Annotated in this window: 18 protein-coding genes; 11 read left to right on the forward strand and 7 right to left on the reverse strand. The window is 72.7% G+C overall.

What is annotated here, in order from left to right:
* Positions 1–92: 92 nt before the first annotated feature.
* The 4 genes from ACIQ6Y_RS07355 to ACIQ6Y_RS07370 all read right to left on the reverse strand — a co-directional run bounded on the left by ACIQ6Y_RS07355 (position 93) and on the right by ACIQ6Y_RS07370 (position 6238).
* A complete protein-coding gene (locus ACIQ6Y_RS07355) occupies positions 93–2282 on the reverse strand; it encodes a TerD family protein (RefSeq protein ID WP_404034099.1) in 2190 nt (729 codons plus the stop codon).
* Positions 2283–2350: 68 nt separating this feature from the next.
* The gene (locus ACIQ6Y_RS07360; protein ID WP_404034101.1) at positions 2351–2929 is read right to left on the reverse strand and encodes a TerD family protein; all 579 of its coding nucleotides are present in this window, start codon (positions 2927–2929) and stop codon (positions 2351–2353) included.
* Between the two features lie 184 nt (positions 2930–3113).
* Complete coding sequence (gene uvrB / locus ACIQ6Y_RS07365; RefSeq protein WP_404034103.1) at positions 3114–5270, reverse strand: excinuclease ABC subunit UvrB; 2157 nt, start codon at positions 5268–5270, stop codon at positions 3114–3116.
* Between the two features lie 125 nt (positions 5271–5395).
* Positions 5396–6238 carry an MHYT domain-containing protein gene (locus tag ACIQ6Y_RS07370; RefSeq protein ID WP_404034105.1) on the reverse strand — a complete coding sequence of 281 codons (843 nt, stop codon included), beginning with the start codon at positions 6236–6238 and terminating at the stop codon, positions 5396–5398.
* A gap of 258 nt (positions 6239–6496) precedes the next feature.
* Here ACIQ6Y_RS07370 and ACIQ6Y_RS07375 point away from each other — a divergent pair, with 258 nt between their 5' ends.
* The 3 genes from ACIQ6Y_RS07375 (at position 6497) to ACIQ6Y_RS07385 (ending at position 9038) form a co-directional block, all read left to right on the forward strand.
* Complete coding sequence (locus tag ACIQ6Y_RS07375) at positions 6497–7051, forward strand: methylated-DNA--[protein]-cysteine S-methyltransferase (protein ID WP_404034107.1); 555 nt, start codon at positions 6497–6499, stop codon at positions 7049–7051.
* Between the two features lie 152 nt (positions 7052–7203).
* On the forward strand, positions 7204–8109 hold the full coding sequence (locus ACIQ6Y_RS07380) for a pseudouridine-5'-phosphate glycosidase (RefSeq protein WP_404036322.1): 906 nt from the start codon (positions 7204–7206) through the stop codon (positions 8107–8109).
* Complete coding sequence (locus ACIQ6Y_RS07385) at positions 8106–9038, forward strand: carbohydrate kinase family protein (RefSeq protein ID WP_404034109.1); 933 nt, start codon at positions 8106–8108, stop codon at positions 9036–9038. The genes ACIQ6Y_RS07380 and ACIQ6Y_RS07385 overlap by 4 nt, the downstream gene beginning before the upstream one ends.
* A gap of 447 nt (positions 9039–9485) precedes the next feature.
* Here ACIQ6Y_RS07385 and ACIQ6Y_RS07390 read toward each other — a convergent pair whose 3' ends face one another.
* Positions 9486–10424, reverse strand: coding sequence for a methyltransferase domain-containing protein (locus tag ACIQ6Y_RS07390; RefSeq protein ID WP_404034111.1), 939 nt, complete (start codon positions 10422–10424; stop codon positions 9486–9488).
* A gap of 238 nt (positions 10425–10662) precedes the next feature.
* Here ACIQ6Y_RS07390 and ACIQ6Y_RS07395 point away from each other — a divergent pair, with 238 nt between their 5' ends.
* The gene (locus ACIQ6Y_RS07395; RefSeq protein ID WP_404034112.1) at positions 10663–11790 is read left to right on the forward strand and encodes a magnesium and cobalt transport protein CorA; all 1128 of its coding nucleotides are present in this window, start codon (positions 10663–10665) and stop codon (positions 11788–11790) included.
* A 117-nt stretch (positions 11791–11907) separates the two neighbouring features.
* On the opposite strand, the gene ACIQ6Y_RS07400 is transcribed toward ACIQ6Y_RS07395, so the two are convergent.
* Both ACIQ6Y_RS07400 and ACIQ6Y_RS07405 read right to left on the reverse strand, forming a co-directional pair.
* Positions 11908–12327, reverse strand: a complete 420-nt coding sequence (locus ACIQ6Y_RS07400) for a CBS domain-containing protein (protein ID WP_404034114.1) — start codon at positions 12325–12327, stop codon at positions 11908–11910.
* A 234-nt stretch (positions 12328–12561) separates the two neighbouring features.
* On the reverse strand, positions 12562–13194 hold the full coding sequence (locus ACIQ6Y_RS07405) for a uridine kinase (RefSeq protein ID WP_404034116.1): 633 nt from the start codon (positions 13192–13194) through the stop codon (positions 12562–12564).
* 152 nt (positions 13195–13346) lie between these two features.
* Here ACIQ6Y_RS07405 and ACIQ6Y_RS07410 point away from each other — a divergent pair, with 152 nt between their 5' ends.
* The 7 genes from ACIQ6Y_RS07410 to ACIQ6Y_RS07440 all read left to right on the forward strand — a co-directional run bounded on the left by ACIQ6Y_RS07410 (position 13347) and on the right by ACIQ6Y_RS07440 (position 22453).
* Entirely contained in the window at positions 13347–14045 is a 699-nt protein-coding gene (locus ACIQ6Y_RS07410) for a DUF2293 domain-containing protein (RefSeq protein ID WP_404034118.1), read from the forward strand.
* Between the two features lie 110 nt (positions 14046–14155).
* Positions 14156–14635, forward strand: a complete 480-nt coding sequence (locus tag ACIQ6Y_RS07415; RefSeq protein ID WP_404034120.1) for a DUF1772 domain-containing protein — start codon at positions 14156–14158, stop codon at positions 14633–14635.
* A gap of 219 nt (positions 14636–14854) precedes the next feature.
* Complete coding sequence (locus ACIQ6Y_RS07420) at positions 14855–16345, forward strand: glutamate synthase subunit beta (protein WP_404034122.1); 1491 nt, start codon at positions 14855–14857, stop codon at positions 16343–16345.
* Between the two features lie 201 nt (positions 16346–16546).
* Positions 16547–17995 (forward strand): PLP-dependent aminotransferase family protein, encoded by a 1449-nt coding sequence (locus ACIQ6Y_RS07425; RefSeq protein WP_404034124.1) that lies wholly within the window; start codon positions 16547–16549, stop codon positions 17993–17995.
* Positions 17996–18230: 235 nt separating this feature from the next.
* Positions 18231–20648 (forward strand): PEP/pyruvate-binding domain-containing protein, encoded by a 2418-nt coding sequence (locus ACIQ6Y_RS07430; protein WP_404034126.1) that lies wholly within the window; start codon positions 18231–18233, stop codon positions 20646–20648.
* The gene (locus ACIQ6Y_RS07435) at positions 20645–21571 is read left to right on the forward strand and encodes a hypothetical protein (RefSeq protein ID WP_404034128.1); all 927 of its coding nucleotides are present in this window, start codon (positions 20645–20647) and stop codon (positions 21569–21571) included. The genes ACIQ6Y_RS07430 and ACIQ6Y_RS07435 overlap by 4 nt, the downstream gene beginning before the upstream one ends.
* 150 nt (positions 21572–21721) lie before the next feature.
* The gene (locus ACIQ6Y_RS07440; protein ID WP_404034130.1) at positions 21722–22453 is read left to right on the forward strand and encodes a dual specificity protein phosphatase family protein; all 732 of its coding nucleotides are present in this window, start codon (positions 21722–21724) and stop codon (positions 22451–22453) included.
* Positions 22454–22607 lie beyond the last annotated feature (154 nt).

Raw genomic sequence — 22607 nt, forward strand, 5'->3', positions numbered from 1 at the left:
AGAGTACCCCAACCACCAAGGAAAGGTAAAGAGCAAGGTAAAGGAAAGGACAAGTGCGCTGGTCAGTGAGGCTTTACCTGTGCTTGGTCGAGTCAGCGATTCAGGGATCGCCGGGCCGTGGCGACCTGGGTGAGCACCTGCTGCAGCACCTGGCTGCCGGACGGCACCAGCGGCGGCTCGTACGTCCAGCAGTGCCCGACCCACGGGTCGGCCAGATGGTCGTCGGGCAGGGGCGTCAGTCGCATCAGCGAACGCCACAGCGGGTCCAGCAACGGACCGTAGGCCGTCGAGTCCTCGCGGTCGGCGACCATCATGAGGTGGACGCCGACGGCCGGACCCTCGTCCGCCAGATAGCGCAGCTGGGTGACGGCCCGGTCGTCGAAGCCGTGCGGGAAGTCGTTGACCACCAGCAGTTGCTGCGAGGTGTCGAAGCCCGGCGGCAGCGCGTCGGCCGCTCCCCCGCGCACCGCCATCTGCACCAGGTCGACCCGCTGCGTGAGCCGGGCCAGCACGTCCGTGCCCCCGGCGGCGCCGAGGGCGGGCGGGCCCGCCAGCACGCCGGTCTGCACGAGCGGGGCGAGCGGCTGGGCCGCGGCACCGGCCGGGTCGATGACATGCACCGTGAACTCGCCTGCCGGATGCACGGCCAGCAGCCGGGCCACATGGGCCACGGCCGTCTCCATCCCGAGTCGCCGCAGGTCATGGGCATCGGCGAAGGAGCCGTCCCCCGCTCCCGCGCGTCCGCTGTCGATCCACAGACCGCGCTCCAGCGGCAGCCGCACCAGCATCGGTATGCGCAGCTCGGGGCACTCCGGCAGATGGAGGTCGCCCAGGCGCACTGCCATCGGCATCTCCATCGGCACGCGGTAGCCGTGCCAGACGGGGTTGTCCCAGCGGGCGTACGCGGCCGGCAGCGCGGGCTCGACGACGTCCGACTCGGCGGTCAGCTGGACGAGATCGCGGTCCAGCGCCTGGCGGGCCTGGTCGACGAGCTGGGCGTGCTTGGCCCGGGCGGCCTCGCGCGCGGCGTCGCCCTGTCCGCCGACCCGGGACCGGGGGTCCGACAGCACCTGGTCGAGTTCCTTCTCCATGCGGGAGTCGGCGAAGTCGACGGCGCTGCGGTACGAGGCTGTGGTGCGGGCCAGGTCCTCGAACATGCCCCACACCTGGTTGTACAGCCGCTCGTCCATGGACCAGCCGCTGGCGTCACCCGCCACCGGAGTGGCCGGCTGTCCGGGCTGGGCCGGCGGCGCGGTGGGCGGGGGCGGCGGCGGGGCCGCGTGCTGCCTGCGCGGGTGGTGGTAGTCGATCGGCCCGCCTGAGCTCGGCATAGAGGGCTGCGTGGCCGCGGAGGCGTCGCCCGGGACCGCTCCACCGCTCTGGCCCGCGCCGGTCTGAGGCGCCTGGCCCGGGGGCGGCGTCTGCGTGCCGTGCCCGGACTGCGGAGGCTGGGTGTGCGGCAGGGCCGCCTGGCCGCTGTGCGGGCTCGGATCGCCGTAAGGAGACCCTGGCTGCGGGCTCGCACCGCCGTACGAGGAGCCGGGGGGCGCAGTGGCGCCGCCGTACGAGGAATCGGCAGGCAGGGTCGCGCCGCCGTACGAGGATCCGGGCTGCGGGCTCGCGCCGCTGCCCTGCGTGCCGCTCGGGTCGGCGGCCGGTGCCGGGGCTGCCGGCTGGTGGGCCCGGTCGCCGTCCGCCGTGCGCTGCGGGGGTGCAGCCACGGAGCGGGCCACGCCCTGGGCCACGGCGTCGTTGATCGTGCTCGCGAGCTGGTGTGCCTCGGGCAGGCCCTGGTCGGCGAGGAGTTCGGCGAGGCCGCCCGCGTAGCCCTGGCCGACGGCGCGCACCTTCCACGCGCCCTGCCGGCGGTAGAGCTCCAGGGCGACGACCGCCGACTCGGCATCGAGGCCGGTGAGCGTGAAGGTGGCGACCTCGGTGCCGTCGAGGCCGGTGACAGCGACGAACGGGGCGGCCAGGGCGCCGAAGCGGACCGGGCCCACCCCCTCCGTCGGAAGAGCAAGCAGGACGTTGACACGGTGGACGGCGTCCTGCAGAGCGTCGAGGTCCACCGCCAGGCGGTGCTCGGCGGCGGCCTGCCGGGAGACTTCGAGCCCCGGCAGCGTGGGCGCGCCGGGGTGGGCGACCCACTCGACGCCGTGCACCTTGCCGTGCTCGTCGCTCAGCGTGGCGCCGGCCACGATCGGCTTGCCGGCCGAGACCCGGATCTCTAGACGGGTCTCGGAGAGCGGGTGATTCTGCCCCCGCACCAGCTCGGCCGTCATCGCCTTCGTCCCCCTGTGTCGCTCTGTGTCGCTCGTGGTGATGTGATGTGCCGCCGGGTGGCCTGGTCCTACAGGGTCGGCAGGATGGCCGGCATCAGGTCCTGGAAGGTGCGGCCGTTGGCCGGGGAGCCCAGGGCCGTCATCGTCCAGCCGGGGCCGTTGCGGTGCACCTTGGCCATGATCTGGGCGGTGTAGGCGCCGCCACCGGCGAGGGTGTAGCGGGCCAGCTCCTGGCCGTTGGTCTCGTCGACCAGACGGCAGAACGCGTTCTGCACCTCCTGGAACGTCTGGCCCGTGAAGGAGTTCACGGTGAAGACGATCTGGTCGATGTGGACCGGGACACGCTGCAGGTCGACGAGGATGGCCTCGTCGTCGCCGCCCTGGCCGACACCGCCGACCAGGTTGTCACCGGTGTGCCGCACCGAGCCGTCGTCGCTCACCAGGTGGCGGAAGAAGACGACGTCCACCGGCTGCTTGTCGGCGAACAGGACCGCGGAGGCGTCCAGGTCGATCTCCCGCGTCCGCGAGCCGAACAGGCCACGCCGGGGGGCCGCCTGCCAGCCGAGACCCATGCGCACCGCGGTCAGGCTGCCGCCGTCGTTCTTCTGCAGACTGATGGCCTGACCCTTGGTCATGTTGACGGTCACGCGCTGATTCCCCTCTCGAACAGTCCCCTGTTGCCGCGATGTACGCGGCTGATCGAAACCCTACGCAGAGGCACTGACACTGCCGACCCCCGCCCCCGGCTTTGTGTCGGTCTTGCAACACAGCGCGTACGACATGACGGCTCGGGCGCCGGTCACAGGTCCGGCCGGCGCCCCACCGGTCCCGTCAGGCGATGCCCGCCTCGCGCATCTGGCGCAGTTCCTTCTTCATCTCGGACACCTCGTCGCGCAGCCGGGCCGCGATCTCGAACTGGAGGTCCGCGGCGGCGGCCCGCATCCGCGCGGTCATCTCCTCGATCTGCTCGGCGAGTTCGGCGGCGGGCCGGTCCGTCGGCACCGTCTCCTTGGCCTTGCTCTTGGCGCCCTTGGCCGGCTTGGCGGCCTTCGCGCCCTTGGCCGAGTGCTCGGCGAGCGAGGGCACCGGCGCCTTGGTGCCCCGGCCGTCCTTCTTGGCCCGGTAGCCGCTGCCGAGGAGCTGCTCGGTGTCGACGTCCTCGCGGGCGATCTGCGCGACGATGTCGTTGATCTTCTTGCGCAGTGGCTGCGGGTCGATGCCGTTGGCCTTGTTGTAGGCGACCTGCTTCTCCCGGCGGCGGTTGGTCTCGTCGATGGCCTTCTCCATCGCCGGGGTGATCTTGTCGGCGTACATATGGACCTGGCCGGAGACATTGCGCGCCGCGCGGCCGATGGTTTGGATCAGGGAGGTGCCGGAGCGCAGGAAGCCCTCCTTGTCGGCGTCCAGGATGGCCACCAGGGAGACCTCGGGCAGGTCGAGTCCCTCACGCAGCAGGTTGATGCCGACCAGGACGTCGAACTCGCCGCTGCGCAGCTCGCGCAGCAGCTCCACGCGGCGCAGCGTGTCGACGTCGCTGTGCAGGTAGCGGACCTGGATACCGAGTTCCAGGAAGTAGTCGGTGAGGTCCTCGGCCATCTTCTTGGTGAGGGTGGTGACCAGGACGCGCTCGTCCTTCTCCACGCGGGTGCGGATCTCGTGCACCAGGTCGTCGATCTGTCCCTCGGTGGGCTTGACGACGACCTCGGGGTCGATCAGACCGGTGGGGCGGATGATCTGCTCGACGACGCCGTCCCCGCGGGAGAGCTCGTACTGGCCGGGCGTCGCGGACAGGTAGACGGTCTGCCCGATGCGCTCCTGGAACTCCTCCCACTTCAGCGGGCGGTTGTCCAGGGCGGAGGGCAGCCGGAAGCCGTGCTCGACGAGGGTGCGCTTGCGGGAGGCGTCGCCCTCGTACATGGCTCCGATCTGCGGCACGGTCACATGCGACTCGTCGATGACCAGGAGGAAGTCGTCCGGGAAGTAGTCCAGCAGGGTGTTCGGCGGGGAACCGGGCAGGCGGCCGTCGAAGTGCATCGAGTAGTTCTCCACGCCGGAGCAGGTGCCGATCTGGCGGAGCATCTCGATGTCGTAGGTGGTGCGCATCCGCAGGCGCTGGGCCTCCAGGAGCTTGCCCTGCTTCTCGAGCTCGGCCAGCCGCTCGCCGAGCTCCTTCTCGATGTCGTTGACGGCCCGCTCCATGCGCTCGGGGCCGGCGACGTAGTGGGAGGCCGGGAAGACGTACAGCTGCTGGTCCTCGCTGATGATCTCGCCGGTGAGCGGATGCAGCGTGGACAGCGCCTCGATCTCGTCGCCGAACATCTCGATGCGGACGGCGAGCTCCTCGTAGACCGGGAAGATCTCGATGGTGTCGCCGCGCACCCGGAAGGTGCCGCGGCTGAAGGCCATGTCGTTGCGCGTGTACTGGATGTCCACGAAGCGGCGCAGCAGCTGGTCGCGGTCGATCTCGTCGCCGACGCGGAGCGGGACCATGCGGTCCACGTACTCCTGGGGGGTGCCCAGGCCGTAGATGCAGGAGACCGAGGCGACCACGACGACGTCACGGCGGGTGAGCAGCGAGTTGGTCGCGGAGTGCCTGAGGCGCTCGACCTCCTCGTTGATGGAGGAGTCCTTCTCGATGTAGGTGTCCGACTGCGGGACGTACGCCTCGGGCTGGTAGTAGTCGTAGTACGAGACGAAGTATTCGACCGCGTTGTTCGGGAGCAGCTCGCGGAACTCGTTCGCCAGCTGGGCGGCCAGCGTCTTGTTCGGCGCCATCACAAGCGTGGGGCGCTGGAGCTTCTCGATCATCCACGCGGTGGTGGCGGACTTGCCGGTGCCGGTCGCGCCCAGCAGGACGACGTCCTTCTCACCGGCCTGGATGCGCTTGGCCAGGTCGGCGATGGCCGTCGGCTGGTCGCCGCTGGGCTGGTAGGGGCTGACGACCTCGAAGGGCGCCACCGTGCGTTCGATGTGGGAAACGGGCCGCATGGATCCACCGTACGACCCACCACTGACAACGGGGCACGATCAGGGGTTCCGCGAGGGTGGGGACGAGCCGTGGCGGGCAGTTCGGTGGGGGCGGGGTCGGCCGGCGGTGCTGCGCGAAGGCCGGTCTAGCGGCTCTGCGGCCCGCGGGTCGACATGGGCGTGCCGCGGCGGGCGGAGGGCTCGGCGGGGGTGCGGGCAGGGACGCCGGGCTTCTGCTCGACGCGGGGCCAGTGGGTGCGGCCCATGACCATGAGCGGGTCGAACAGCACGACGACGCCGGCCAGGCACAGGAAGGCCAGCGGGCCGATCAGCATCGGGGCGAGCAGGGCCGCGGGCGACTCGCCGGTGCCCGAGGCGGCGGTGCCGTGCAGGTGGACGCTGAGCGCGGCCATACCTGTGTAGTGCATGCCGCTGACGGCGAGGCCCATCACGAGGCTGGCGCCGATGCTCCAGGCGAAGCCCCGGACCTGTCCTGCGGCCCACAGCGCGGCGGTGGCGGCGGCCATGGCTATGACGACGGAGGCGGCGACGGTGAAGGTGTTGTACTGCAGTCGTCCGTCCAGGCGCATGCCGGCCATGCCCAGGTAGTGCATCGAGGCGACACCCAGCCCGGTGATCGTGCCGCCGGTGAACAGGGCCGCCCCGCGCGCGCCCTTGTAGCCGACGATGAAGATCCCGATGCCGACCATGACGACGGCGACGCCGAGGCTGGCGTAGGTCGTGGTCCGGTCGTAGTGGATCGGGGCCTCCGCGACCGTGAAGCCCATCATGGCGATGAAGTGCATGGTCCATATGCCGGAGCCGATGGCCGCGGAGCCGAGGGCGAGCCAGCCGGGGCGCCAGGACTGGGCGACCAGCATGGATCTTGTGGTGCAGCGCAGGCCGAGGGCACCGCCGAGGCAGGCCATCAGATAGGCCACCACCGGGGTGACCAGGCCATAGCTGAATCCGTCGATCGTGCCTTGCATGCGCGGCTGCCCTTCCGCCCTTTGCGTCCCGCAAATTCCCGAAATGCGTACTCCCAGAACCGCGCGGGCGGTCAGGTCGAGTGCAGAGAGTATGACCCCCACCGGAATGGTCGAACGATTTTCCGGCAAAGAAACACGGCCTCGCCCCACTTGTGCGGCCCGGGTGAGCACCCGCCACGACTCCGTTCCACGTGTGCCCATCCCGTATCCGCCCGAGCGAGGCGGGGCGTTGTCAGTGGTGGGTCGTACGGTGGGCGCATGAACAGCCATGGGCAGTACGAGCACCAGGTCGTATGGGCCGTCGTCGGCACCGACATCGGCCCGCTGCTGTTGGCGGCGACCCGCGAGGGCCTGGTCAACGTCGTGTTCCACGCCGGCGACGCGGTGCGCGAGAAGGCGCTGGAGCGGCTGGCGTCCCGGCTCGGTGCCGAACCGGTGGAGGATCCCGGCTCCCCGCTGCTGGCCGAGGCGATACGCCAGCTTCAGGCGTACTTCTCGGGCGAGCGGCACGGCTTCGAGCTGCCGTTGGACTGGTCGCTGATCTCCGGCTTCAACCGGCAGGTGCTGCGCGAGCTGGCCTCGGGGGTCCCGTACGGCGCGGTGGTCGGCTACGGCGACCTGGCCGAGCGGGTCGGTCAGCCTGGCGCCGCGCAGGCGGTGGGGGCCGCGATGGGCTCCAACCCGTTGCCTGTGGTGGTGCCCTGCCATCGGGTCGTGGAGAGCGACGGCGGCCTCGGCGGGTTCGGCGGCGGCCTGGAGACCAAGCGGAAGCTGCTCGCCCTGGAGGGTGTACTCCCCCAGCCGCTGTTCTGAGGTCTCGCGGTCCTCCGAAGTGCGCGGTCGGTCGTGGTGCCGTACCTCCAGGACGTGGCCGTCGAGAAGCGGGGTTGAGGCGATGGGGGTTTGACCGGGGGTGCGGGCCGCCAGAGATGAGGGAGAACCGACAGACAGGAGGCGGGCGCGTGGTGCTGGTGGTGTCGGAAGAGGTGCGGGAGGCGGTCGCAGAACGCCGTCCGGTGGTGGCTCTGGAGTCCACGATCATCGCGCACGGGCTGCCACGTCCGCGCAACCTGGAGGTGGCGCTGGAGCTGGAGGCGGCCGTACGCCGGGAGGGTGCCGTACCGGCGACGATCGCGGTGCTGGACGGCCGGCCGCTGGTCGGGCTGGACAAGCAGCAGCTGGAGCGGATCGCCAACGAGGACGGGATCCGCAAGCTGGGCCACAGGGACCTGCCGCTGGCCATGGCGTCGGGGGCGAGCGGCGCCACGACGGTGTCGGCGACCGCGGCACTGGCGGCACTCGCGGGCATACGGGTCTTCGCGACGGGTGGGCTCGGCGGGGTGCACCGGGAGTGGACGGTGACCCAGGACGAGTCGGCCGACCTGGGTCTGCTGGCGCGCACCCGGATCACGGTGGTGTGCGCGGGGGTGAAGTCGATCCTGGACGTGCCGGCGACGCTGCAGCGGCTGGAGACGCTGGGGGTGGCCGTGGCCGGATACGGCACGGACCGCTTCCCCGGCTTCTATCTGTCCGACTCGGGGCATCCGATGGAGTGGACGCTGGACGGTCCCGAGCAGGTGGCCGGGGTCATGACGGCGCAGGACGCGCTCGGTGCGGCGGAGTCGGCGCTGATCGTCGCCAACCCTGTTCCCGAGGCGGAGCAGCTGGATCCGGAGCTGCACGCGCGCGTGCTCGCCGACGCGTTGCAGGCGTGTGAGGCGGAGGGGATCAGCGGCCAGGCGGTCACGCCGTTCCTGCTCGACTACCTCGTGCGGCACACCGACGGTGCGTCGCTGAGCGCCAATCTCGCGGCGGTACGCGGCAATGTGCGGCTGGCCGCACGGATCGCGGCGGCCTGGGCCGGGAAGTGATCCGGCCGCGGAACGGCGCGCTGCTGGTGGCGGGGGATGTGGTCACGGACGTCGTCGCCCGTCATCGCGGACCCCTCGCGTCGGGCACGGACACGGCCGCCGCGATTCGCCTGGTGCCGGGCGGGGCGGGGGCGAACGTGGCCTGCTGGGCCGCGCACTGGGGATGTGCCGAGGTGCGCATGCTCGGGCGGGTCGGCGCGGACGCGGTCGCCTGGCACGAGCGGGAGCTGATTGCGGACGGCGTACGGCCCCTGCTGGTCGTCGATCCGGAGGCGCCGACCGGGACGGTGGTGTGCCTGGTGGACAGCGAGGCGTCCGCGGAGCGCACCTTCCTCACCGACAGCGGCGCGTCCCTGCGGCTGGGGCTCGAGGACTGGTCGGACGCACTGCTGGACGGCGTCGCGTGGCTGCATCTGTCGGGCTACCTGCTGTTCTCGGAGCCGAGCCGCGCCCTGGTGGCCCTGGCTGTCCGGTCGGCACGCGCGCAGGGGGTGCCGGTCAGCCTGGACCCGGCGTCGGCGGGTTTTCTGAAGGGGCTGGGCGTGGAGCGTTTCCTCGCCCTTGTTGAAGGAGTCGACGTCCTGCTGCCGAGCCGGGACGAGGCGTGTCTGCTGACAGGTCTGACGGACGCCGGGGACGCTGCGGCCGAGCTCAGCCGTCGCGTCCCGCTGGTCGTCGCCAAACAGGGTGCGGCCGGTGCGCTGGTCGCCCGGTCGGGCACCGTGTGCGCCCGGGTCCCGGCCGCACCGGCGACGCCTCGCGACACCACCGGCGCCGGCGACGCCTTCACCGGCGCCTTCCTCGCCGCGCTGCTCAAGGGCGCCGAGCCCGAGGACGCGGCGACGGAGGGCACGCGGGCCGGGGCCCTGGCAGTGGAGCGGGTGGGCGGCCGGCCACCGAGGCGACCAGCGCGCGGAGAGAGGCCATGAGGCCTGGGGCGAAGAGAAGCGATGAGGCCTGGCCGGCGTGAGTCAGAGCGGCGCATAGGGAACCGGCTGGCGTGAGCTGGAGAGGGACAGAGGGAACCGGCTGGCGTGAGTCGGAGCCGCGCAGAGCGAACCGGCCGGCATGAGCCGGAGCCGCGCAGAGGGAACCGGCCGGCGTGAGCCGGAGAGGGGCCGAGGGAACCGGCCGGCATGAGCCGGAGAGGGGCCGAGGGAACCGGCCGGCATGAGCCGGAGCCGCGCAGAGCGAACCGGTCGGCGTGAGCCGGAGAGGGGCCGAGGTGACTGACCCGCGTGCTGTCGTGCGGCCGCTGTCTGGGTCGCACGGTTTCCCCGTTCCCCTTCAGGCGCCTGCGGTGCGCATCCCTCAGGGGCGCGGGGAACCGTGCGAGAAGACACGACTCACCCGCGCCCGCCGACCCCGTTCACCCCTTACGCCTTACGGCCCCACGCCGAGATCAGCGCGGGTGCGGCCAGGTCCATCTCGCCGGAGGAGATGTGGGACAGGTGACGGTCGATGTCGTGGTCCGTCACGAGGCCCGTGGCGACGAGCCGGCTGCGGAGTTGACGGACCGTCGCCGATTCCAGCCCGGCGCAGGCCCGGGAAGTGACCGGGAAACCGGCGTCCGCCTCGACCTGACGGAGTCCGGCCGCGCGCAGCAGGCGCGGCAGGGTGCGCCCGTGGGCGAGGTCGACGCCGTGGTCGGCGAGGACGGTGCGCACGGCATGCCGCAGCCGGTTCGCCAACTGTTGCTCGGGGCCGTACTCGTCGGGGCAGATCAGCGGTTGCAGGGCGGCGTCGGTGTCCTCGACGAGAAGGCGTCCACCGGGCCTCAGGGCCTTGACGAGGGCGCGCAGCGCTCGCTCCCGGTCGGGCACGCGGCCGAGGACGAGTCGGGCGTGGACAAGGTCGAACCCCTCCCCCGGCGGGTCCTGCACGGCGATGTCGTGGACGCGCAGCTCGACCGGCGGACGGGCGGGCGAGTCGGCCCAGGACGTGTCCGTGGCGGTGGCGATGACCTTGCCGGTGGGCCCGACCCTCTTGGCCAGCCAGGAGACGACGGTGGTCCCTCCCGCGCCGGCCTCCCAGCAGCGCCAGCCGGGTCCGACGCCGAACGCCTCGAAGTGGCGGAACGTCACGGGGTCGTAGAGCGCGGCGAACGCGTCACGCCACTGCGCCGCGTCGGCCCGCCGACGGGCGAGTTCCTCCTGGCGGGGATCGGGTTGGAGCTGCTCGCGGGATTCGCGCGGGGAGAGATGGCCGAGGAGCTCGGTGGGTTGGTCGCGTTGGTCGAGGTGCTCGTCGGACGGGGGGCGGCCGTGGTCTTCGTGATCGAGGTCGTCGAGCAGGTGTCCGTCGGTTCGCGTCATGACCCGATCATCCCAGTTGTCCCGGTTGTCATGATGTGGCGACGCTCGGGGAGGCTCCAGGAGTCCGCCAACGCTTGGGGCGGAAGGGTAATTCGACACGTCCCACCCCGTCGTCCACAGGTGGGAACAAAGCGGAATCCGCGCTATCCACAGGCCGGCCCACCGCTCTTCCCTTCCTGGCAAACTGGCGCGACAAGGCGCGGGAAGGCGGCGCAAGAGAACCACGCAAGGAGTCCCGATGTCCATGGCAGGGAATCTGCGGAAGGTCACAAGCCTCGGCACGGTCGACGGCCTCCGCAGAGTGGCGCGGCTGGCCCGACGGCGGCGCCGGGTCGACCTGAGTCACCCCGCCCGGTCCCCGCTGGGCTCCTCGGTCGTCAACTGCATCGCGTACGAGGACGGCGCCCGGCTTCCGGTCGACGGGGATCTGGCCGACGCGGTGAAGAGGGTGCGCAAGAGCGGCTCCGGCTTCGTCTGGCTGGGGCTGCATGAGCCGACGAACCGCGAGTTCGCGGGCGTGGCCGAGCTGTTCGACCTGCATCCGCTGGCCGTCGAGGACGCGATCGAGGCCCATCAGCGCCCGAAGGTCGAGCGGTACGGCGAGACGCTGTTCGCCGTGTTCAAGACCGTCTGCTACATCGAGCACGAGGAGTTGACGGCGACGAGCGAGGTCGTCGACACCGGCGAGATCATGGTCTTCGTCGGTCATGACTTCGTCGTCACGGTGCGGCACGGCCGGCACGGCTCGCTCGGCCCGCTGCGCGAGGAGCTGGAGTCCGACCCGGGCCAGCTCGTCAAGGGGCCTTCCGCGGTCCTGCACGCGGTCGCGGACCATGTGGTCGACGACTACCTCAATGTCATCGAGTCCGTGCAACTGGACATCGACCAGGTGGAGACGGACGTCTTCGCGGAGAACGGCGCACGGGCCGACCCGGGCCGCATCTACCAGCTCAAGCGTGAACTCCTGGAGCTGAAGCGGGCCGTGGTCCCGCTGGGCCGCCCGCTGCTCGACCTCGCCGACCGGCCGGTGCGCGTGGTCGACCCGGAGATACAGGCCTACTTCCGCGACGTCTCCGACCACCTCATACGGGCGACGGAACAGATCGCGTCGTTCGACGAGCTGCTCAACTCGATCCTTCAGGCGCATCTCGCCCAGGTGACGGTGGCGCAGAACGAGGACATGCGGAAGATCACGGCATGGGCGGCCATCGTCGCCGTTCCGACGATGGTGTGCGGGATCTACGGCATGAACTTCGAGCACATGCCGGAACTGCACTGGCGCTACGGCTACGGCATGGTCATCGGCGTCATAGGCCTGGCCTGTGTGGCGCTCTACCGCGGCTTCCGGCGCAACGGCTGGCTCTGAACCCGAGTCCTGGCCCGCAACACCCGACGCCCCGCCCGGCACGACGGACCGGACGGGGACGGAAGGAAGGCGAAGGGAGAACGAAGGGACGGAGTGTGGCGGGGGCGCGGTGACGCGTCAGGTCCGCGCGTAGACCCGTCCCGTCCATTCCGCGATCTGGTCCTCCGACAGGCTCCGGACCAGGTCGGCCTCGCTGATCATGCCGACGAGGCGCTTGTTCTCGATGACGGGAAGCCGGCGGATCTGATGGTCCTCCATCTCCCGCAGCACCTCACCGATGTCGGCGTTCGCGTCGATCCAGCGGGGTGTGCCCTGGGCCATCTCACCGCAGGTGACCTTGGAGGGGTCGTGTCCCATGGCCACACAGCCGACGACGATGTCGCGGTCGGTGATGATGCCGCAGAGCCGCTCGTTCTCGTCGCTGATGGGCAGGGCTCCGACGTTGAGCTCGCGCATCAGTTGCGCGGCGCGGTCGAGGGTCTCGTGGGCGGGGATCCACTGTGCACCGGGGTGCATGATGTCTCCGGCAGTGGTCATGAAAGTACCTCCCGATGCCGGACGGCCGGCGCGGCGCAGGACGCACCGCTAGTCCCGGCGCCCTTCATTCTCGCCGCGGCACGGAACCCCCGCACCCGGAGCCTTGCGGCACGCGGCCGGCGTGCGCCGTAAGCCCGGCCGGGGCGGGCGCAGTGGAGAGCGGGCGACGTCGGGATCGGTGGAGGCGGGAGCGCGCAAAGCGGCAGCGAGTGAAGTCGGGAGCGGGTCGGGTGGTCAGCCGCTCCACGCGGGATGGCGGGGGTCGTCGGCGCGCACGACGACGTCCGCGGCACCGGCCGGGTCGGTCTCCTGGGTGTAGCGATCGAAGGCGGGGAGCGTCCAGCGGTCGCTTTCGGGGGTGCGGCGCTGCAGGGCGCCCGGGGAGAGGAGGACGTGCACGGTCAGATCGAAGGGGAACCAGTTCTTCAGAAGGAGCGGTCCATGCAGCAACATCACGGCCCCTTGTGGGAGTTGGACGTAGGGGCTGCGGGTGGCGCGGTCGGTGACCGGGTCCCACAGGTCGGGCAGGACCCGTCCGTCACCGCCGGGTTCGAGGGGCCCGAACACCTCGCGCCACAGCGCCCCGGTGTCGAGCCAGCCTCCGTAGTACGCCTCCAGGTCCTGGTGGCCGTACTCCAGGCGGACCGACGCGGGGCGCAGAAAGCCCTCCGCGGGCACGACGAGCGAGGGGCGGCCGCGCAGCCGAAGCGCCTCCGACACGCGTTGGGCCAGCTCTCCGGGGTGGGCCGCGGGTGCGCCGTCGAAGGCGACGCGCGGCCAGGGGCTGCCGTCGGCCGGCTCAAGATCGAGCAGACGGTCGGCCAGAGCGTCGCCGAGCCGCTCCCAGGTGATCGCTTCGAGTCGCACACGGCCATGATGCCGTGCACCCGCCCCCGCCTTCGGGGACGGGTGCGGATACGGCTCGTAACCGGCGGGAGGGCGTGTGGGGACATACCGGGCCGGTCAGCACAGGGAAGGGGGTGAGTGGGCCGGAGGGGACCAGGGGGCATGAACCGGGTATGGCCGTACCCACAACCCACCAGCCCCGGGCCGGACTTGTCGTCATCCAGCCTCTCAAGAGGAAGCGCTGCTCCGTGTGCCTGCGCGGGCCGCTGCCCCTGCTCGTCCTGGAGGAGGGCGCACCCCGCTGCCTGGACTGCGCCGACCTCGGGCACCTGGTGTTCCTGCCGCGTGGCGACACGGCGTTGACGCGCAGGTCGCGGGAGGAGAGCGGGCTGTCGGCGGTGGTGGTGCGGTTCAACCGCCGCAAGAGCCGCTACGAGCGCCAAGGCGTCCTCGTCGAGGAGGAGGCGCTCGCGCGGGCCGAGGCCAGATGCCTGGCGGACGCCGAGGCACGGCGGCGGCGTCGGGCGCGTGACGCGCGGCGACGGGCGGCGGAGGACGCGCGGTTCGCGGAGGCGTTCGCCGCGGAGATACGGCGGCTGTTCCCGGGCTGCCCCGCCGAGCGGGCCCGAGGGATCGCCGGGCACGCCTCGGTGCGCGGCAGCGGACGGGTCGGGCGCAGCGCCGCGGGGCGGGCGCTGTCCGAGGGGGCGGTGATCTCGGCGGTGGTGGCGTCGGTACGGCACATGGACACGCCGTACGACCTGCTGCTGATGAGCGGCGTGCCACGGCATGAGGCGCGGCGCCGGATCAGGCCGGCTGTGGAGACGGTGCTGCGCGGTTGGCAGGAGGAGGGTGCAGACGCGGCCGGGTGAGGGGGCTGGACGCTCGCGTATGGCTGCGCGCCGATCGGCCATGGTCCGGCCGGAGGCGGTGGCGTTGACTGAGGGCAGGGAGCAGGGGAAATGGAAGCGGGTGGGTGGGCGTGATCGAAGGACCGTACTTGTGGCTGACCGTGGCGGGGGTGCTCGGAACGGGGCTCGCGGCGGGGGTGTTCTGCGCGTTCTCGACCTTCGTGATGCGGGCGTTGGCGGCGCTGCCGTCGGCGCAGGGGGTGGCGGCGATGAACGCGATCAACAGGGCGGCGCCGAGACCGGCGTTCATGGCGGTGTTCCTGGGCACGGCGGTGGTGGCCGTGGCGGTGGCTGTGGTCACGTTCGTGGTGTGGCCCGGGGAGGGGAAGGCGGAGCTGCTGCTGGGGAGTGCGTTGTACGGGTTCGGTTCGTTCGGGGTGACGGTCGTCGCCAACGTGCCGCGCAATGACGCGCTGCTCCGGCTGGAGCCGGGGACTCCCGAGGCGGACGCGTACTGGCCGGTCTATGTGCGCGAGTGGACGCGGTGGAACCACATACGGACGGCCGCCTCGGCGGCGGCCACAGTGCTCTACGCACTGGCGCTCACCTGACCCGGCAGCGGCCACGGGAAACGCCCCCCTGACCTCGCTGGGACCGGGTTGGGACCAGGCTGGGATCGGTTCTGGGGCCAGGCTGGAGCCGGGGTCCGCAGGGGCTGTCCACCGCGCCGTTCACCCCCCTGCAGTCCGGGCGAATGGGACGTATCGTTGCCGGAAGGGTGCCGTCGAACGGGGTACGGCCGGTCGTACGCGCAGGCAAGGAAGACGGCCATGGCAGATCCCAAGGGGTTCATGACCACGCCTCGCCGGGAGTGGCCGAGGCGGCCGGTCGAGGAGCGGGTCCGCGACTGGGACGAGGTGTATGCGCCGGGGGCGTTGCTGCCGATCATCACCGAGCAGGCGGATCGGTGCATGGACTGCGGGATCCCGTTCTGTCATGACGCCTGTCCGCTGGGGAATCTCATCCCGGAGTGGAACGACCTGGTCGCGCGGGACGACTGGCGGGCGGCGGCGGACCGGCTGCACGCGACGAACAACTTCCCCGAGTTCACGGGGCGGTTGTGTCCGGCGCCGTGCGAGGCGGGGTGCGTGCTGGCGATCAACCAGCCGGCGGTGACGATCAAGAACGTGGAGTGCGCGATCGCCGACCGGGCGTGGGAGGAGGGGTTCGCGCCGCCCAGGCCGCCGGACCGGCTGTCGGGGAAGACGGTCGCGGTGATCGGCTCGGGGCCGACGGGACTCGCGGCGGCGCAGCAGCTGACCCGGGCCGGGCACACCGTCGCGGTGTTCGAGAAGGACGACCGGATCGGCGGGCTGCTGCGGTACGGCATCCCCGAGTTCAAGATGGAGAAGCGCCATCTGGAGCGGCGGCTGGAGCAGATGCGGGCCGAGGGCACATGGTTCCGCACCTCGACGGCGGTCGGGCGGGACATCGGGGCGGACGAACTGCGGGCACGCTACGACGCGGTGGTGGTCGCCACCGGCGCGACGGCGTGGCGTGAACTATCGGTGCCAGGGAGGGAGTTGGCGGGGATCCATCAGGCGATGGAGTATCTGCCGCTGGCCAACCGGGTGTGCGAGGGAGACCTGGAGCGGTCGCCGTTGTCGGCGGCGGGGCGGCATGTGGTGATCGTGGGCGGCGGTGACACCGGGGCGGACTGTCTCGGCACCGCGATCCGGGAGGGCGCCGCGTCCGTGACCCAGCTGGACATCTACGGCCGGCCGGGCGAGGCGCGCGACGAGGACGCCGAGCCGTGGCCGACGTATCCGACGCGGGTCTACCGGCTGTCGGCCGCGCACGAGGAGGCGCGTGATCTGCGGACGGCGCCCGCCGCCGACGCCGACGCGCGGCTGTTCGCGGCGTCCACGCTGCGGTTCACCGGGGACGCGGCCGGACGGGTGCGGGCGCTGCACCTCACGGAGGTCGACGAGCGGCGCCGGCCGCTGCCGGGCACAGGGCGTGCGCTGCCCGCGGACCTGGTGCTGCTCGCGCTGGGCTTCTCCGGCCCCGACCGGCGGGACGGACTGGTGGACCAGCTCGGCCTCGCCCTGGAGCCGCGCGGCACGATCGCCCGGGACGCGGGCTTCGCCACCAATGTGCCCGGCGTGTTCGCCGCGGGGGACGCCGCGCGCGGGCAGTCCCTGGTGGTCTGGGCGATCGCAGAGGGCCGAGCGGTGGCGGCGGCGGTCGACCGCCACCTGACAGGCACCTCACGGCTGCCCGCCCCGGTCTCACCCCACGACCGGCCGATGTCGGTGTAGCCCACCCCACCGAGCACTGCCCCACCCAGCACCCCGCCCAGCCCTGCCCCATCCCGCGCCACCCAGCACCCCACCGCACCGCGCCGCCCCAATCACCGCCGCACCGTCGGCACCACCCGCACCGCCAGGACCACCCGCACCGCCGCCGTACACCCAGCACCCACCTCCGTGTAAACCCCACCGACTGTAGGGTCCCGCTCCATGACGGAGTCGTGGGTCGATGCGGCGGAGCGGATCGGGGCCGATCTGCATCTGGAGGTGGCGGGGCCGGGTGGGCGGCGGGCCGCGTTGATCCGGGCGTTGCGGGAGGCGGTGCGGAGCGGACGGTTGGCGCCGGGGACGCGGTTGCCGCCGTACCGGTCGCTGGCGGCGGATCTGGGGGTCGCCCGCAATACGGTGGCGGACGCCTACGCCGAGCTGGTGGCGGAGGGCTGGCTGACGGCCCGGCAGGGTTCGGGCACCCGGGTGGCGGACCGGGCCGAGCCGGTGCGGCATGCCGTGCGAACGCCCGGCAGGGCGCCGGTACGCGCGCGGGGCCCACGGCACGATCTGCGGCAGGGCACGCCGGACGCCTCGGAGTTCCCGCGCGCGGCCTGGCAGGCCTCGTACCGGCGGGCTCTGCAGCAGGCGCCGAACGAGGTGTTCGGGCCGGGCGATCCGGCCGGGCGCATCGAGCTGCGGGAGGCCCTGGCCGAGTATCTGGCACGCGCGCGGGGGGTGCGGACGGAGCCGGGCCGGATCGTGATCTGCTCGGGGTTCGCGCATGCGCTGCGGCTGCTGTTCGGGGGCGGGGTGCTGCGGGGGCCGCTGGCGGTGGAGGCGTACGGCCTGGGGTTCCACCGGGAGCTGCTGGCGGCGGCGGGGGTCCGGACGGTTCCGCTGCCGCTGGACGAGGACGGGGCGCGGGTCGATCGGCTGGGGCGCGAGCGGGCGGTGCTGCTCACTCCGGCGCACCAGTTCCCGACGGGCGGCCCGCTGCACGCGGCGCGCCGTGCGGCGGTCGTCGACTGGGCACGCGCGCGGGGCGGGGTGGTCCTGGAGGACGACTACGACGGCGAGTTCCGCTACGACCGCAAACCGGTCGGCGCCGTGCAGGGTCTCGATCCGGAGCGTGTCGTCTATATCGGGTCGGTCAGCAAGAGCCTGTCCCCGGCATTGCGGCTGGGGTGGATGGTACTGCCGGGGCCGCTGGTGGAGGAGGTACTGGCGGTCAAGGGCGAGCGGGAGGCCTGGGCGAGTGTGCTGGATCAGCTCGCGCTCGCCGATTTCCTCTCCAGTGGGTCGTACGACCGTCATGTGCGGCGTATGCGGCAGCGCTACCGCGGTCGCCGGGACCGGCTGGTGGCGGCGCTGGCCGCGCAGGCGCCGCACATCGAGGTGACGGGCGTGGCGGCCGGGCTGCACGCGGTCCTGCGGCTGCCGCCGGGGACCGAGCCGAGCACCGTGAAGGGGGCGGTGTGGCAGGGGATCGCCCTGGACGGCCTGTCGGCGTTCCGGCATCCGGAGACGGACACGCAGGCCATGGCGGCCATAGGGGCCATGGGAGCCATGGACGGCCTGGTGGTGGGGTATGCGACGCCGCCCGAGCACGCGTACGAGGCGGCGCTGGAGGCGTTGTGCGGGGTGCTGCCCGCGGACCACTCCGCGTGAGATTCCCGGCCAGCTCGAACCGCCTTTCGCCGATGAACCCGATTTGGCCGGAATGTGACACCTGGCAGAGGTGTTCCAAGGAAGAAAGTGGGACGATTTTGTCCCAGGAGGTGTTTCGTCGCCGTCTCCCGTGAAACGGCCTCGGCGGCGGCAGCCCCGTCCTTGGTACCGCCGTCAGGCGTAGGGCCAACCCCGCGCGTCCCCCCTGTAGGCGGCCGGTCCTGGAGGGTGCTCGATGACGACTCTCGTCGAACGGCACGGAGAAGGTGCGTACGAGGGGGAAGGTTCCGGGGGCCAGGGTGCGCTCGGCATGCCGCCGGGGGCGCACGGCCCCGAGGCCGTCCCACTGGAACGGCCTGCCGCGGCTGATCCCGGTCTGACCGGTTCCAAGGCCGCGAACCTCGCCCGCGCGGCCCGCGCAGGCCTGCCCGTACTGCCCGGTTTCGTGATCCCGTCCGGCGTACCCGACGACTCCCCCGCCCTGCGTGAGGCCTGGCGCGAGCTGTCCGAGGACGGCACACGGCCACTGGTCGTGCGGTCCTCGTCCTCGCAGGAGGACACCGGGGAGTCCTCCCAGGCGGGCCGCTTCGACTCGGTGCTGGACGTGCGCGGCCCGGACGACTTCCGTACGGCGGTGCGGGCCGTGCGCGCCTCGGCGCAGCTGCCCGACGGGACGACGGCGCCCATGGCCGTGCTGGTGCAGCCGATGCTGACGGCCCGGGTGGGCGGGGTGATGTTCGGGGCCGATCCCGTCGCGGGGCGTACCGACCGGCTGCTGGTGAGCGTGGTGTCCGGTGGGCCGGACACGCTGGTCAGCGGCGTGCGTGCGGGTACCGACCACTGGCTGAGCCCGCGCGGACGCCTGCTGCGCGTCGACCCGCCCGGCGAGGGCGGAGCGGTGCTCGGCCGTGCCGAACTGATCCGGCTCGCACGGCTCGCGCGCCGAGCGCGGCAGGTGTTCGGCGGGCCGCAGGACATCGAGTTCGGGTTCGACGAGGACGGACGGCTGTGGCTGTTCCAGAGCCGCCCGATCACGGCGATGGCCGCGCGGCCGGCCCGCGGGGCCCGGCTGCTGGGTCCGGGACCCGTCGCGGAGACGCTGCCCGAGCAGTTGATGCCGCTGGAGGAGGACCTGTGGGTGGCGCCGATGGCCCGCGGGCTCGCCGCCGCGCTCGACATCGGCGGCACCGCGCCGCGCCGGCTGCTGCGTACGGTGCCGGTGGTGACGTCCGTCGGCGGGCGGGCGGCCGCGGATCTGCGGCTGCTCGGGGCGCTGCCGCCGCGGCATCCCTGGCTGGCGCTGCTCAACCCGGCGCCGGGTGCGCGCCGGCTGACCGCGGCCTGGCGGGTGGGACGGCTCACGGGAGCGCTGCCCGGCCTCGCCGTGGACCTGGTCGCCGACATCGACCGGCAGCTCGCCGAGATTCCCCGCCCCGACGAGCTGCCCGGGTCCGCGCTCGTGTCCACGCTGCGCTGGTCGCGCGCCGCCCTGGTCTCCCTGCACGCGCAGGAGAGCCTCGCGGGTGCCCTGCTGCGCGACACGCCCCGGACCACCGCCGCCGGTTCGGCCCTGGCCGTCCTCGCGGACGCCCGCGCCCGGCGCATACCCGACGACCGCGTGCTCAGCACCGAGCCGCTCGTCCTCGCCCTCACCTCCCCGAGCCTGCGCGACCGGCCGCACCTGCCGCCGGACCCCGGGACGGGGGCGGGAACGGCCGGGCCCCAGGGCATGGGCAGACCAGGCATACGCGGCGGTGCCGTCGACCTCGTACGGCCCCGGCGGGGAACCGCCGACGACGCCGCTCCCCCGGCCGCCGCTCCCCCGGCCGCCGCTCCCCCGGCCGCCGCTCCCCTCCCCGCCCTGCCGCCCCGCGAGGCCCTGCGTCTGCGGATCCGGTGGGTGCAGGAGCTTCAGGTGCGGCTCGTGCGGGAGGCGGCGCACCGGCTGAGGGTGCGCGGCGTGCTGGACGACCCCGCGCGGGTCGGTCTGCTGCGGTGGGCCGAGCTGATCGCCGCGCTGGAGGGCGGCCCGCTCCCCGGTGACGTACGGGAACGGGTGCCAGGGCCGCTGTCCGCCCCGCTGCCGGACGCGTTCCGGATCGCCGAGGACGGCACGCTCGTCGCCGAGCGGGCGCGGAGCCGCCGGGCCGAGCGGCGCCGCAGCGGCCGTACCGGCGGCGAAGGCTCCGGCCGTGGCGTGTCCGGAGGGCGGGCCGTCGGCACGGCCTGGGACGGCACCGGACCACCCCCCGACGACGCGGTGCTGGTCGTGCGCACCCTGGACCCGGCGCTCGCCCCGCTGCTGCCCCGGCTGACCGGGCTGGTCGCCCAGACCGGCAGCCCGCTGTCCCACCTGGCCGTCCTGTCCCGCGAGTACGGGCTGCCCGCGGTCGTCGGCGCCGAGGACGCGGTACGCCGCTTCCCGCCCGGCACCCGGATGACCCTCGACGGCAGGACCGGCGAGGTCCGCCCGGACCCGGCGACCGACGGCAGAGCACCGGGCACCGACGGCGCAGGACGGGGCACCGAGAGCAGATCGCCGGGCACCGACGGCGGAGCACCGAGCACCAACGGCGGAGCACGGGCGGCCACCGAGAGCACGCCGCCCACCCGGTCCGCGTCCGGCGCCGCACACCGGGGAGGCCCCCGATGAGGCGCCTGGCGTACTTCTTCGGGGCCGCGGCGGCGGGCGGTGCGGCGATGTACTTCGTCGTCTACCTCTACCGCTGGCAGTGGCAGCGCGCGGTGCTGTGCGGTGTGGTGCTGCTGGTGGTGGAGGTGCTGCTGCTCGGGCTGGTGCTGGTGGGCCGGCTGGCCCGGGTCGAGGACCGGATGCGCGACTACGACCTGCGCCAGCGCGAGCTCACCGAGCGGCAGCGGGACGTGCTGGCCCGGCTGCGTCAGAGGCAGCGGTCCGAGGACGCCCCTCGCGCGACTCGGTTCCGGTGGCTGGAGGAGCCGGCCGAGCGGACGTACGTGTTCGTGCCGGTCCTCATGGTCACCGGTGTGCTGCTGTCGGGGATGGCCTGGCTGGTGCAGCGGGTCGCGGCGTCGACGTCCCGCCCTGCCGAGCGGAAGCTGGCAGGACGGCTGGCCGTGCTCGCCGCGCCGGACCCCTCGGCCGGCCTCGACCTGGACGACGTACCGCCACCGGCCGGACCGCGGACGCGGGCCCGCACAGCGCGGCTGGTGGTGGCGGGTGTGCTGGGGACCGCGCTGCTGGGCGGGCTGATCGTGGGCCTCGCCGATCTGACGCAGACCCGGCACGAGCGCGAGGACGCCTCCGCGGCCACGTCGGTACTGGTCCGTATCGACGTACGGGACGCGGGTATGACGCCGGAGCGGCGGGCGCTGGCCGCGCGGCAGCTGTGGGAGGGGTGCCGGGACTCCACGTCCGTGGCCCTGAACCGGGCGACGCTGGGCGATCTGGGCGAGGGCCTGTTCGCCGGTGTCGTACGGCCCGCGCTGACCGAGCACGACCGGCTGCGACTGCGCGGCTGCCTGGAGGACACCGCGCTGGAGCGGGCCCATCTGACGGTGGTGGGGATGGGCGACACGGAGGCGTACGACAACTGAGTGGCGCCGCGGCGGGGCGCGGGGGTGTACCACGCGTGGGGTGCGGTACTCGTCATTGAGAATGAGAGATAGGTCATATCCGGCTTATCGGACATGTCGGGCCGGGATACGATTCCAGGAATCTCCCGTCCCCTAGCCCTTTGGGCCGCCATGACTGTCGCCGAAATCCTCCCCCTGCCGCCCACCACCACCGCCCCCGCCCCTGCTCCCGTCCGCCCGAAGCGCAGCGTCAAGCGGCGTGCCGTACGGGCTCTGGTCGCCATCGTGATCGGATACCTGGTCCTGTGGGCCGTCGGCTCCCTCGGCATTCTGATCGCCCACCAGTGGATCCAGTCGGAGACACCCGCGCCCGCCGGGACGCGCGTGGTCCAGGGCGTGCACAACTTCGAGCCCGTCGACTCCGAGGGTCACCTGTGGCGCGGGGCCGCCCCTTCCCCCGCGGGTTACCGCAACCTCGCCGACATGGGCATCACCACGGTGGTGGATCTGCGCGCCGAGGACCTGAGCGCGGCGCAGCTCGGCGAGCCGGAGAAGGCCGGTCTGGAGGTCGTGCACATGCCCATCCGGGACGGACAGACGCCGACCCCGAACCAGGTCAAGCAGTTCATGGACACGGTGACCTCCTCGGCCGGGCCGGTGTTCGTGCACTGCGGCGCGGGCGTGGGCCGTACGGGCACGATGGCGGCGGCCTATCTGGTGCAGAGCGGCGAGGAGTCGGCCTCGACGGCCGTACGGCGCAATCTCGCGGTCGGCCCGCCGTCGATCGAGCAGATCTGGTACGGGCTGCACCTGGGCAAGGAGAAGGCGGAGCAGCCGCCGGCCGGTGTGGAGGCGCTGAGCCGCCTGGTGGACGCGCCGCGCCGGATCTGGTCGTACCTGTAGAGCCGTACAGGGCCCTTGAACACGCCGGTGGGGGGGGGCCCCCCCCCGCGGGGGCCCCCCCCCCCCCCCCCCCCCCCAAAAACACCCCCCCCCCCCCAAAAAAAAAAATACGGGCCGGGGGGGGGGGGGCCGCCCCCAGGCCCCCCCCCCCCCC

It is taken from the genome of Streptomyces sp. NPDC096205 (genome assembly GCF_044763135.1).
Lineage (GTDB): Bacteria > Actinomycetota > Actinomycetes > Streptomycetales > Streptomycetaceae > Streptomyces.